This is a genomic window from Lysinibacillus sp. COL-1 (genome assembly GCF_059814265.1).
Map to the genome: position 1 here is coordinate 1,567,355 of NZ_JCAWSJ010000004.1, position 12,668 is coordinate 1,580,022.

Below are 12,668 nucleotides of genomic sequence, written 5' to 3' on the forward strand. Positions count from 1 at the left end.
GATATGGAGCAGAACGATCAATTCACACATGATTTACAGCAAAAAGACCATGAAAATGTTTGGCATCATATGTCTATGTACAATGACAATGCGCCCCCTATTATTGAACAGGGAGAAGGAGCATGGATTACCGATAGTTTAGGCAACCGCTTTTTAGATGGCATGTCAGGCTTATGGGCAGTGAACGTAGGCTATGGCCGTGAGCGTCTTGCTAAAGTTGCGTATGAGCAACTGAAAAAGCTATGCTATGCCCCTTTAACCCAAAGTCATGAACCGGCCATCAGACTCGCTGAAAAAATGAACAGCTTACTAGAAGATGACTATATGATGTTTTATTCCAATAGCAGTTCGGACGCGAATGAAGTAGCCTTTAAGCTAATACGTCAATACCATCAACAAAATGGGGAAGGAACTCGTTATAAAATCATTGCTCGTTATCGAGGTTATCATGGCAGTTCACTGGGGGCATTGGCAGCCACAGGACAGGCCTTACGTAAATATAAATATGAACCCTTAACACCAGGCTTTTTGCATGTTGCCCCACCTGATCATTATCGTCGACCAAAAGGGCAGCCCGTGGAGGCGTATAGTTTAGCATGTGCTCGTGAAATCGAGGAAAAGATCATTTGGGAGCAAAAAGAAACAATAGCGGCCGTTATTATGGAGCCACTGATTACTGGTGGTGGCGTTCTTATTCCACACCCTACTTATGTTAAGGAAGTCGAGCGCATTTGTAGACGACATGGGGTATTACTTATCATTGATGAAGTCATATGTGGCTTTGGACGAACAGGGATGCTATTTGGTCATCAGCATTTTGACATTCGACCAGATGTCATTACTATGGGAAAGGGGTTAACAAGTGCCTACCTACCGTTATCCATCACGGCTGTACGCAAAGACATTTATGAAAAATTTAAAGAGATGGACGGCTATAGTCATTTTCGGCATATTAATACGTTTGGTGGTAATCCAGCAGCCTGTGCAGTGGCTTTAGAAAATATAAAAATCATAGAAGAAGAAGGGCTCGTACAGCGCGCAAGAGATTTGGGTATACAATTGCTACATGATTTGCAAGACTTATTGGAGCTACCCTTTGTTGGAGATATACGAGGGCTTGGGTTGCTCATAGGCATCGAGCTTGTCGAAGATAAACCATCACAAGCACCCGCAAAGCCAGAGCGAATAGCGAAAATTATAGCTGATTGTCAAGCAAACGGGTTAATTGTTGGGAGAAATGGCGAAACAGTAGAGGGCTATCATCATATCATTATATTAAGTCCGCCACTTTGCTGTACTGATGAAGATCTTGATTTTATGGTAGCCGTGTTAAAAAGAGTATTGGCAGCCAATGTTTAGTACGTGGCGATTCCAAACATGTGGAAATACAAGGAATCGCCTTTAATAGTGTCGTTTATGCCCCTTTTTTACATCCTCCCAGTCAATCTCGATGTTATGCAAAACACGCGTTAGTAGATTGTGGATGCTGTCAATCTCTCCAGTGGAAAAACCTGCAAGTGCACGAGCATTGGAATATTCGCCCTCTCGTTTCAAGAAAGGATAAATCTCTAAGCTTTTTGCTGTTGGGAAGAGCAATTTATTTTTTTTATTTCCTTGTTCAATACGCTTTTCAATAAAGCCCTTGGTCTCTAATTTTTGAATAGCCCGCGAAGCAGTCGTACGATCCACCTTTAATAGCTCTGCAACCTTTTCTTGAATGATACCAGGATTTTCACAAATTCGGATGACATATAAATATTGTCCCTTTGTTAAATCCAACTCCTTAAATTCAATATTACTAATTGAGTCTAATGCCCGTGCAATAGCACCTATTTCACGTAAAATTTCTTTCATGGTCGATCCTCCTGAAATTTTTATTGTATTTGCAATAAAAATTATTCTATACTAATAGTATCATCTTCGAAGTGAAATTGCACCTAGTGAAGATGGTCAATAGGAGAAACTAGGAGGAATATTCATGAGCATAAAAAAAGTGACAACTGAAGAAGAATTACAAACAGCGTTCGATTTTCGTCGACATGTTTTTATTGAAGAACAACAAGTACCTGAGGTAGAAGAGTACGATGAATTTGATTCGCTCGATGCACCATGTGATCATATTCTTGTGTATTACAAGGAGCAACCTGTTGGAACAGGCAGGCTTCGCATTGTGGAGGGCTATGGCAAACTAGAACGTATTTGTATATTGGAACAATACCGTAAATTTGGCCTGGGGAAAGAAATCATTATGGGCTTAGAGCAAATCGCACGAGACAAAGGTTTAACAAAAGTAAAGCTGAATGCCCAGTCCTATGCAGAAGGTTTTTATGAAAAATTAGGCTACCAGCGTGAAGGCGAAGAATTCATGGATTGTGGCATCCCACATATTTTAATGAAAAAATATTGGTAGTGGACGAAATCGTCTTTTCAATAACCTTCCTCATTAGTGCTAGATTTTGTCACTTAGTATTCGTTTGCAGAGAGAAGGCGAAAGATCTGTTTTCGATAAAGTATACAATTCAATGGCACTACTTATGTTTAGCTGCCATTAGAAAAGGCTCCTCCTTAGCTAAGGGGAGCCATTTTTTTACACGACGGATTCTAGTTTCAATTAAAAACTACCTTCATAAAGAAAGTTGGGCAGCTTTCAATTATTTTTCTTTGACAATCGTACCTGCGAAATTGTCATGAGGTAGACGTTGTCCATGCTGTTGCTCAAAGGTCTGGCGATTTTTTAGATAATCAAACGTACTGAGGGTGTCTCGATAAGCCATTCGTTTAATTATTTGACCGTCTGATAGTGGATGGCCATCTTCATTTTCAAGTGCCAGTTTCATTGCTTTGTAGCCAATGGTTTGTCCATTTTGACGGAGCTGTGCATATTCTAGTGTCCATAGCACGGCTGTTGGCGTAACGAGCGCATGAACGACTTCGTTTTTCACTTTTTTTCGTAGGAAATATTCAACACCCAACGTGACTGCGGTTGATATTGCTGTATCGATTAAAAATGCTGCTGTTCGTCTTTTTGTGATCGACTCCATGTATGTCCTCCTTTATTACTCTGTCACTAGTACATACGAAACATAAGGACAAGAAGTTTCGCGTTAATCTTGATTTATTTCCAATGGCAATACGGGATAAGAGGGAATGGCCCCATGCTTCGTTGTCGAAATCCCTGCATAACGGTTTGCAAAAGTGAGCAGGGACATCGCATGCTGTTCGCAATAGGTTTCAACATCAGCTACTGCTAGTTGATGTTGAAGGAATTTACTTAAAACTGCCCCAATAAATGCATCTCCAGCCCCTGTCGTATCGACAGTTTGTACCTCCTTAGCAGGAGCCTTTACATGAAGCTTTTTCGTATATAAAGTAGCCCCAGCAGCGCCATGTGTAATGATGATGACTGCTACATGCCCCTGAAATAATGCTTGGACGGCCGCCTGTACCTCCTCTACTGCTGTTAAAAACAATAGCTCCTCCTCTGAAAGCTTCACAATATGTGCTTTAGGTAGAAAGGCGAGGATGGTTGCCCGACACGCAGTCTCATCCTGCCATAAAGGTAAGCGCACATTCGGATCAAAGGAAACAAGACTACCTGCTTGATGTGCCTGTTCAATAAAAGCAAGATGTGCTTGCTTCATAGGGCTTTCCACAAGATTAACAGAGCAAAAATGAACGATATCTTGTGCAGTGAGTAATTGTAAGGGGAGATAGTCTTGCTTGTACAATAAGTCCGCAGCATGTCGGCGATAAAATTGAAAATCACGCTCACCGTAACCATTTAATGAGACAAAAGCAAGACTTGTTTCTCCATTAGCTGTTTGGCGAATGTACTGCGTGTCTACACCTGTTTGCTGTAACGTTTTTATTAGGAAATCGCCAAAGGCATCCTGACCGACCTGTGTTAGAAGAGCTGCCTGCTGACCCAGCTTTGCACAGACCGCTGCTACATTTGCAGGTGCACCACCCGCATGTTTAGTAAAGTGCTCGATATCGGCAAGGGAGCCATGCTGCTCTGTTGGCGTAAAATCAATTAGTAATTCCCCTATAGTAAAGAGCTTGCTCATGAGGATGCCTCCTGTGGCAGCCGCTTTTTCTTCGGAATGTAAACTGTATAGAAAATACCTCCGAAAATAAGCAGGATACCTAACGTTTGCATAATGCTTGGCATAAAATCAAGCAATAGCATATCCAGTAAAATCGCGACAACAGGGTCAACGAACACTAATACGGATACAAGAATGGTCGTAAGATTGCGAATACTATCAAAAAATAAATAGTAAACAAATCCTGTATGAATAAAGCCTGTGCCCAAAATATAAAACCAATTGGAAGTGGTTAATCCCTCAAACAAGGAGAAGTCGATGAAAGGCAGTAGTATGACGATACCAACCGTTGTTTGAATATAGGTTAACGCATAGGAGCTAAGCTTCGTAATGGTTTTGCTTGTTAGCATGGTGAGGGCATAAAATACCGCTGACAGTAATGCCCACACAAAACCAGATTGCATAAACTCTGAGAAAGACACAAAGTTATGGAGACCAATGATGAAAATACTACCAATAAAGCAAGTGATGGTTGCTACAAGTGCTTGAATGGTCATTTTTTCCTTTAAAAAGATAGCGCCTAAAATTAAGACAAAAATAGGGGCTAAATTATAGATGGAAATGGCAATCGAAATCGACATTTCTTCAAAGGCTTTAAATAAAAATACCCAGTTTAAAACGATAAAGACGCCACAAATAATTGTTTGGAGAATTTCCTTCTTATCCCAAACCTCTGATTTATGACCCCCTGTAATAAGCCACATGCCTCCTAGAAAGAGGGTGGCACAAATGCATCGAACAAAGACAAGCTCTGTAGCAGGAACACCAGTATGAACCGTAAAAAAGCCTATGGAACCAAACAGTGCCATGGAGACGGTTAGTTTAATCATTGCGGAGATGTTCATACGACACCTTCTTTCTATTTTTTGTAAAATTATTGAAGCAAATAAGTAACGGGCGGCTTCCTTTTATTCACGAATTTGGCCGTTGCCATATATGAAATATTTAGTTGAAGTTAACGCTGGCAAGCCCATTGGCCCACGAGCATGTAGTTTTTGCGTACTAATGCCAATTTCTGCACCATAGCCAAATTCAAAGCCATCCGTGAAGCGGGTAGAGGCATTATGATAAACAGCCGCTGCATCGACATTATTTAAAAATGTTTCTGCGACCAATTGATCTTCTGTAATGATCGCTTCAGAATGATGTGTGCCAAAGCGATGAATATGCTCAATTGCTTCATAGACATTTTCCACCAATTTAACACTTATTGTTAAATCAAGATATTCCATCGCATAGTCTTCCTCCGTAGCTGGAAGAGCAGCCTCAAATAGCTGACATACTTGTTCATCACCGATGATGGTCACACCTGCGTCATGTAGTGCTGTTAACAGTTGCATACCATGAGACTTAAACCAAATAGGATGAATGAGTAAGCTTTCTGCTGCATTGCAAACAGAAGGGCGCTGCGTTTTAGCATTTAGGCAAATTTTTTCTGCTTTTATGTAATCCGCCATTTGATCTACGTAAATGTGACAGTTGCCCGCACCTGTTTCAAGTACAGGGACAGTTGCTTCCTTCACAACTAAATCAATAAGCGCTTTGCCGCCACGAGGAATTAATACATCTAAGTACTCTTTTAAATGAAATAATTCTTTCACCGTTTCACGACTTGTATCCTCAATTAATTGCACAGCCTCTATAGGAATAGATGTTTTAGCAAGTGCACGGTGGATACTTGCCACTAGGGCGGTATTTGAAAATTTAGCTGAGGAGCTGCCACGTAAAATGACGGCATTGCCCGTTTTCAGAGAGAGAGTCGCTGCATCTACTGTGACATTTGGGCGTGCCTCATAAATCATACCAATGACCCCAAGCGGTACAATCCGCTTTTCGATGTGTAAGCCATTCTCTTTATCAATCTGCTCAATAACTGTGCCTACTGGATCTTGTAGGGAGACAAGTAAATGAATGGCATCGGCCATTGCCATTATACGTTCTTCATTGAGCATCATTCGATCTAGTGTAGAAGCAGGCAAGCTCTGTTTCTCACCCAGTGCTAAATCTTTGGCATTTTCAGCCATAATAGTATGCTGGTCAATGATTAACTGTTCTGCAATTTTTGTTAGCGCCTCATTCTTTTCACAGGTCGTTTTAATATTTAATATGTAGCTGGCAGCCTTTGCCCGTTGTCCTTTTCCTTGAATTTCACTTGTCATTCGTCATTCCTCCCTCATTCGTTTGAATTTTCAGCCATTTATCTCTGTGTATCACCTCAATAGGGCATTTCGACAATGTATCCGTCCGTTTTCCCATTGCTACAGTTAACTCTAGGGAAGAGTACAGTACTTCGCCACGTCCTAATAAACCTTGTTCACTATAAACTTCTACAACATCCCCATTGTCAAAATCACCTTCTACACGATATACGCCAGCGGGTAATAAGCTTTTGCCATTGTCCATTAACGCCTTTTCAGCACCACTATCTATAAAAATTTTACCAGAAACTTCCGTAAGTGCAATCCACTGTTTATGATTTGTTAAAATCGCAAGTTCATCATGCTCGACATAGGTGCCATCCCCATGGCCTGCTAAAATAGCAAGTAGTTTATGTGCACCTTGACCTGTTCCGATAAATACTTTCACACCTGCACGTAGCGCTGTTCGGGCTGCCAATAGCTTAGATGCCATGCCACCCGTGCCAACCTTTGAACCTGTACCATCAGCAAAGCTTAACATGTCATCGGTAATAGCTGTTAACCGATCAATACGTTCCGCCTGCGGATTTTTAGCAGGATTGGCATTATATAAGCCATTGATGTCTGTTAAAATGATGAGCTGATCTGCATGGACAAGACCACTTACAAGTGCGGACAGCATATCATTATCCCCAAATGTCAATTCACTAATAGATACTGTATCGTTTTCATTAATAATTGGTAGCATGGAACGTTCTAATAATTCCTCGAAAGTAGCATAGGCATTTTTATAGCATTCTTTTTTAGAAAAATCTGTGCGTGTCAGTAAAATTTGAGCAGGCGTTATATCGTAAATGCTAAATAAGGCACTGTATGTTTGGATCAGTAAGCTCTGTCCAACAGCTGCCGCGGCCTGTTTTCCTTTTACCGTTACAGGACGAGCAGGGTAGCCAAGTTGTTTAAAACCAGCGGCTACTGCACCCGATGATACAAGCAAAACTTCATGACCCTGCTTCTTTAATTCGGCGATTGCCTGCACATGATCCATTAAACGAACTTTATCGATTTCGCCTTTTGCATTTGTTAAAGAGCTACTGCCAATCTTCACAACAATCCTTTTTCTCTCCATCACACTACCTCCAGTTGTCTTATGTTCGTCATTGCTTTGTTAAATAGAGCAATGACGTTTCATCTTTGACACCAAAATTTTGCTGAATCAAGATAAAAAAAGCCTTTTCATCCTAAAAATTAGGACGAAAAGACTTGCCTTCCGTGGTACCACCTACATTGAACATCATGCGACATTCCACTTTTCTCATAACGCTAGAGACTGCGCCTAGTTTGGCCAGGACGTTTTACGAAGTAGGTTCATCAGTCTTTCTTGTACAATGCCTTACAGCCGATGGGCATTGCTCTCTTTTCAAGCAGTGGCTAACTACTAGTCTCCGTTCGTTTTCTCATCATGGAGTTGGTAACTATTGACTAAAGAATGCACTACTTCCTAAAGTCTGTCAAGTTGAATAGTGAAATTACTTGAAAGTTTTGATAAATTAAGAAGGAGAGATTCAAAAATGCTAAAGAGGCAACCTATTCGATTATTTAAACCACCAAATGGCAATGAACAGGGGAAGCATAGCCAAAACAATGACAAAAAAACTCCAAATAACTTGTTTACCTGTTGACATATTTCTTGGTTTAATACTCATTTGTTCATAAAGCTGGTTAATGGCACGTTGCTCTTTCGAATAAAGCATTGCTTGAAATTCTTCGTAATCTTGAATATAGCTGGAGGGGGGACGTGGACTAAAGCGTAAATTTCGAATGGAGTCCGTAATCTCTTGATCGCCCATCCAATAGGTGATCACTGGAGCGAGACCTGCGTTTTGTGCGGCCTTGACGTCAATGTCATGTGATTTCATTTTATAGTAAATCTGTCCATGCTCATCCTCATACTGCGTAACAATATCACTTACTGCCATTAACAATCACCTCTTATGGAAGTTATCTATTTTTTCATGAGTTTCTACTATTATAATGGATTAGGGGAGAAAAGTACCGCATGAAAGAGCAGAATTTGTGAAATGAAAATTTGTGAAAAATTTTTGATAAAGTCATAAACTTACTTCTAATGAGTACAACGTCATGTAGTATAATGTAAATAGTTTTTTAAAAGAAGTTGAAAGAAGGGAAAGTTTTGGAAATTTCAACATTATTCGCGTTTTTAGGGGCTGCTATTATTTTAACCATTATGCCAGGGCCAGATAATTTATTTGTACTTGCCCAAAGCATTACACAAGATAAAAAGGCTGGTATTGCTACATCCCTTGGTCTATGTACAGGGCTCCTTGTCCATATTAGTGCAGCAGTACTTGGTATATCTGCGATTATTTATCAATCCACAATCATTTTTTCAATTGTCAAATTTGCAGGAGCAGCCTATCTATTATATTTAGCTTGGCAATCATTTCGAGCCAAGGGAGATCCATTTACCTTACAGCAACAAAATACACAAGCTTATATTACATTATATAAAAAAGGCATTTTAATGAATATTTTAAATCCAAAAGTATCATTATTTTTCTTAGCGTTATTACCACAGTTTGTGAATCCCGCACAGGGACATGTTGCGTTTCAAATGCTTATTTTGGGTATAGTATTTTTAGTGCAAGCACTCGTATTATTTTCGTTATTTAGTATATTTGCAGGGAAAGTCAGAAAACTCATTATTGGTCAACCTGCAATTGCGAAGCGATTAAATATGATTCAAGGTATCCTCTTCACATTTATCGGGATACAAATTGCCATCAGCAAACAGTAGGAGGAATGGTCATGGCTATTTTACATATTACCTTTAGCTTAGCAACGCAGGGCTCCCTGAAGTTTGCAATTCGTCAGCATCATTTGCAGCGTAATGAAAGGGTTTTAAGTGTCCATGATGATTTCTCAATTGGACCACTTCAACATTTAGAAGAACGTAAAACTTGGTTAAACACTCATATTTTTAAGGATAATGAAGATCAGCAATTGTATGATGATATGTATGAGAACTGGATGAAAAAAATCGCAAGTTTACCTTGTGATTTGGATGTATGGATTTGGTATAGTCAAAACACACACGAACAAATTGGCCTGCGCTGTGTGATGAGTGAGTTGATTCATAAATGTAGTATGGTTTATGGAATTGATACAACTGAGGGTTTGAAACGATTGCAGCCTAATATGAGTATTCGTCATACAGGGGAACTTTCCTCCAATATGCTCATGAAGCTTCGTCCTGAGGCCAAACGATTTTCTGTCCAAGCATGCCAACAACTCGCGAAGGAATGGGAAGATATCAAAAAACAGCCAAGTACGTTGCGATTGTGGAAAAATGAGCTAGTGCATGTAGAGGAAGATGCGCTGGATGCACTCATTATGGCTAGTGCAAAAGAGTTGCAGATCCAGTACAAGGAAGAATGGCTGATGCCTACACATATTTTGGCTCAAACATTTGGGGCAATTGATCATTATGTCGGGGATGAATTTGTAGAGTATCGCTTAAGGACCCTCGTCGAGCAAGGATTATTTGAGATTCAAGGTGATATAACGGACATCTTTTCATATCAGGTTAAAGTACGTTAGGATATGGAAAATAACAACACAACTAAATGAACGAGCAATAAAAAAGATCAGGAGCGCAAAGCCTGATCTTTTCTATTGCTCCAAATTCATGAAGCAGTTGTTCTATGCATAACAGGATATTTAAGTCTCTATCTAGTTATACGAAGTGCTTTCATGTTGATAGCACGTTACATATTCATCTTTCATTAACAAACTTTGACAAGCCAAACCATTTTCGTGATAAATCTCTTTATCCACATTTAATTCTATACTTCTATTTGAATTTGTATACTTAGACTCATGATTAACAATAGATAATTTAACCTCGTCTAGCCATTCCATTGAAAATTGACTGTTTGCAGCTGCATAATAGATGGTTTTGATTGTATGATTCTCGTTATTTGAAATTTCTACCCATACATTGACACCACTACTTGGACCTGCACCACCATAGGGTTCATAATAAGCGTTCGCTGTGTATTTTCCAGAAGGGGATGATACAGATTCGGGTCCTTTTTGCATCAGTTTTTTATCTATAGTTCTAAATGTAAAAAAGTATTGGATAGATATAAATAGGCCAAAAAACAGGACTAAACCCGCCACAAATGCTGTTAATGTTTTTTAGGGAAATGATTCCGCTTAAAAAAGAAAATGATTAATTTGCTAACAAAAATGAAAAATAATAGCAATGTAAATTAAAATACAAAGAAGCCAATCGTGTTAAGGTATAAATGCAAATTATTACCTCCTTAGTATGATGAACAGGTTAATAGATTGTATAGTTGTAATTAGAAATTTAACATGTTTTTCTACAGTTATCGTTAAAAATCTTTATGTTCAAACCAAAAATCAAAATAAAGCGAGTAACATTGACACCGAGGTGATGTTGTTACTCGCTCTTTTTCTATTTTTTTTCATAAAAATCGAAGACAAACTGTTTAAATTGGCGTGCAGAGGGGGGAAGATAGCGATTGTCAATCCAAGCCATGCCGATAATTCGTTCACATACCATATCCTCAACATGGATTTTAACGATTTTCTTCGGATTTAAATCCTCATCATCTGGAAGTAAGGAAACGCCCAGCCCCGCACCTACAAAACCAGCAATGGTCGATACTTCGTCCCCTTCATAAGAAATTTTAGGCTTTATGCCAGCAGCATTTAACAACCGATCAGCAGAGCGGCGCAGTGCATAGCCCTTTTTCATGAGCACAAAGTTTTCATGCTCCAGCTCTTTCATTTTAATGCTTTTACGATGTGCAAGCGGATGGTCAATCGGCACCATAATAAAAAGCTCATCTCGCCATAATTCCTTCCAACATACTGGCGGCTCTGTATCAATGGCTGCCAATAAGCAAAGGTCTAATTCACCAGCCAACAATTGTTTTAATTGTGAGTGAGAGTAGTTTTGCGTGAAATGAAAACGAATATGGGGGTGTTTCTGACGAAAAGCACGAATCAAGTCTGGTACGATACTCGTTCCAAGCGTATGTAAAAAACCGAGTGATACATCGCCGAGCTCTGGATTATTAAGCTCTTGTAATTCTAAAACAGCCTTTTCATATTCTTTGCGCATTCGCAGTACACGATATAAAAACAGTTCACCATATCGGTTAAGCATAATTGAGCGCCCTTGTCTGTCGAAAAGCGGTACACCTAATTCTTCTTCCAGCTTTGAAATAGAACGACTAAGTGCTGGTTGTGAAATCGCTAATGCTTCAGCAGCTCGTGTCATATGCTCTAACTTTGCCACGGTTACAAAATATTCTAATTGTTGCCACTCCATTTTTTCACCTCTTTTCTCGTTATTTTTAAGTTATCTGCATTATAACGGGAAACAGAGTGGAAGTATAGGTTGCAAATTATTTTTAAAAGGACGTTGCATTTTATTAGCAGAATGGAAAAGTTAAGTAGCAAAAGTGTGATAGCACAGCGGTTAAGTTGACATCATTCATGCATGGTACACATTGATTTGATAAAAACTATAAATTATACATTATGAATAAAGGGTGGTAAGATAGACACATAAAATACACAATTATAAATTTCCGTGAAGGGGATATCATAAAATGAAGTTAACTAAGCCACAACCTCTAACTATTGAGGGAGGCAAAAAAGCCGTACTATTACTGCATGGATTCACAGGTAGCACAAAAGATGTGAAAAAACTAGGAGAATTTTTATCTCAACGAGGTTATACCGTTCATGCACCAATTTATAGTGGGCATGGTGTAGAACCAGAAGCATTATTAGAAACAAAACCAGAGGACTGGTGGAACGATGTAGTGGAAGGATATAACTTCCTCCAAGAGAATGGCTATGAAGAAATCGCTGTTGTTGGGATTTCACTTGGTGGCGTCTTCTCATTAAAAGTAGCAGAGACGTTTCCAGTGAAAGCGTGTGTAGCGATGTGTGCACCAATTACACGTGATAATTCAAAAGGCTTATTTACACGTTTGTACCATTATGCTCGTTTATATAAACACTTTGAAAATAAATCAAAAGATCAAATCATTTCAGAATTACATGAATTACGCATTACACCAAAAGATTCTTTGGATGGCGTAACACGTTTAACAACTGAAACTCGTGAAGAATTATCAACGATCAAAGCACCAACACTTGTGTTACAAGGTTCACTAGATGATGACCTATACCAAGAAAGCGCACCTTTCATTTTAAATACAGTAGAAACAGACGACAAAGAAATCATTTGGTATGAAAATTCTGGTCACATTATTACATTAGATAAAGAACGTGATAAAGTGTATGAAGATGTTTATAAATTTTTAGATCATATTGAATGGTCAGTTGCAAACTAAGG

14 protein-coding genes are annotated in these 12,668 nt (G+C 39.2%); 5 read left to right on the forward strand and 9 right to left on the reverse strand.

Annotation, left to right across the window (positions count from 1 at the left end; genetic code table 11):
* The first annotated feature begins 3 nt into the window (after positions 1-3).
* Entirely contained in the window at positions 4-1,359 is a 1,356-nt protein-coding gene (locus AC6BKE_RS15895; RefSeq protein ID WP_249646016.1) for an aspartate aminotransferase family protein, read from the forward strand.
* Between the two features lie 42 nt (positions 1,360-1,401).
* Here the strand turns inward: AC6BKE_RS15895 and AC6BKE_RS15900 are convergent, their stop codons facing one another.
* Entirely contained in the window at positions 1,402-1,854 is a 453-nt protein-coding gene (locus AC6BKE_RS15900) for a MarR family winged helix-turn-helix transcriptional regulator (protein ID WP_271912938.1), read from the reverse strand.
* 124 nt (positions 1,855-1,978) lie between these two features.
* Between AC6BKE_RS15900 and AC6BKE_RS15905 the strand changes: the two genes are divergently transcribed.
* On the forward strand, positions 1,979-2,410 hold the full coding sequence (locus tag AC6BKE_RS15905; protein WP_058844702.1) for a GNAT family N-acetyltransferase: 432 nt from the start codon (positions 1,979-1,981) through the stop codon (positions 2,408-2,410).
* Between the two features lie 241 nt (positions 2,411-2,651).
* Here AC6BKE_RS15905 and AC6BKE_RS15910 read toward each other — a convergent pair whose 3' ends face one another.
* From AC6BKE_RS15910 to AC6BKE_RS15935, 6 genes are all read right to left on the reverse strand, one after another.
* Positions 2,652-3,041 carry an RDD family protein gene (locus AC6BKE_RS15910; RefSeq protein WP_499857228.1) on the reverse strand — a complete coding sequence of 130 codons (390 nt, stop codon included), beginning with the start codon at positions 3,039-3,041 and terminating at the stop codon, positions 2,652-2,654.
* Positions 3,042-3,104: 63 nt separating this feature from the next.
* Positions 3,105-4,067 carry a carbohydrate kinase family protein gene (locus AC6BKE_RS15915; RefSeq protein ID WP_499857230.1) on the reverse strand — a complete coding sequence of 321 codons (963 nt, stop codon included), beginning with the start codon at positions 4,065-4,067 and terminating at the stop codon, positions 3,105-3,107.
* Positions 4,064-4,951 (reverse strand): DMT family transporter, encoded by an 888-nt coding sequence (locus tag AC6BKE_RS15920; RefSeq protein WP_058844704.1) that lies wholly within the window; start codon positions 4,949-4,951, stop codon positions 4,064-4,066. Before AC6BKE_RS15920 ends, AC6BKE_RS15915 begins: the two co-directional genes overlap by 4 nt.
* Before the next feature lie 63 nt (positions 4,952-5,014).
* On the reverse strand, positions 5,015-6,265 hold the full coding sequence (locus AC6BKE_RS15925; RefSeq protein ID WP_101966826.1) for a glutamate-5-semialdehyde dehydrogenase: 1,251 nt from the start codon (positions 6,263-6,265) through the stop codon (positions 5,015-5,017).
* Complete coding sequence (gene proB, locus AC6BKE_RS15930) at positions 6,255-7,373, reverse strand: glutamate 5-kinase (protein WP_330493833.1); 1,119 nt, start codon at positions 7,371-7,373, stop codon at positions 6,255-6,257. The genes AC6BKE_RS15925 and proB overlap by 11 nt, the downstream gene beginning before the upstream one ends.
* Before the next feature lie 466 nt (positions 7,374-7,839).
* Complete coding sequence (locus tag AC6BKE_RS15935; RefSeq protein ID WP_036126554.1) at positions 7,840-8,223, reverse strand: hypothetical protein; 384 nt, start codon at positions 8,221-8,223, stop codon at positions 7,840-7,842.
* Between the two features lie 215 nt (positions 8,224-8,438).
* Here AC6BKE_RS15935 and AC6BKE_RS15940 point away from each other — a divergent pair, with 215 nt between their 5' ends.
* Positions 8,439-9,062 carry a LysE family translocator gene (locus AC6BKE_RS15940; RefSeq protein ID WP_249646018.1) on the forward strand — a complete coding sequence of 208 codons (624 nt, stop codon included), beginning with the start codon at positions 8,439-8,441 and terminating at the stop codon, positions 9,060-9,062.
* Positions 9,063-9,073: 11 nt separating this feature from the next.
* The gene (locus tag AC6BKE_RS15945; protein WP_499857235.1) at positions 9,074-9,865 is read left to right on the forward strand and encodes a DUF1835 domain-containing protein; all 792 of its coding nucleotides are present in this window, start codon (positions 9,074-9,076) and stop codon (positions 9,863-9,865) included.
* Positions 9,866-9,997: 132 nt separating this feature from the next.
* Here AC6BKE_RS15945 and AC6BKE_RS15950 read toward each other — a convergent pair whose 3' ends face one another.
* Both AC6BKE_RS15950 and AC6BKE_RS15955 read right to left on the reverse strand, forming a co-directional pair.
* Entirely contained in the window at positions 9,998-10,447 is a 450-nt protein-coding gene (locus AC6BKE_RS15950) for a DUF5412 family protein (RefSeq protein ID WP_499857237.1), read from the reverse strand.
* A 301-nt stretch (positions 10,448-10,748) separates the two neighbouring features.
* Positions 10,749-11,630, reverse strand: coding sequence for a LysR family transcriptional regulator (locus tag AC6BKE_RS15955; RefSeq protein WP_089932495.1), 882 nt, complete (start codon positions 11,628-11,630; stop codon positions 10,749-10,751).
* Positions 11,631-11,913: 283 nt separating this feature from the next.
* Here AC6BKE_RS15955 and AC6BKE_RS15960 point away from each other — a divergent pair, with 283 nt between their 5' ends.
* Positions 11,914-12,666, forward strand: coding sequence for an alpha/beta hydrolase (locus AC6BKE_RS15960; protein ID WP_036129148.1), 753 nt, complete (start codon positions 11,914-11,916; stop codon positions 12,664-12,666).
* Positions 12,667-12,668 lie beyond the last annotated feature (2 nt).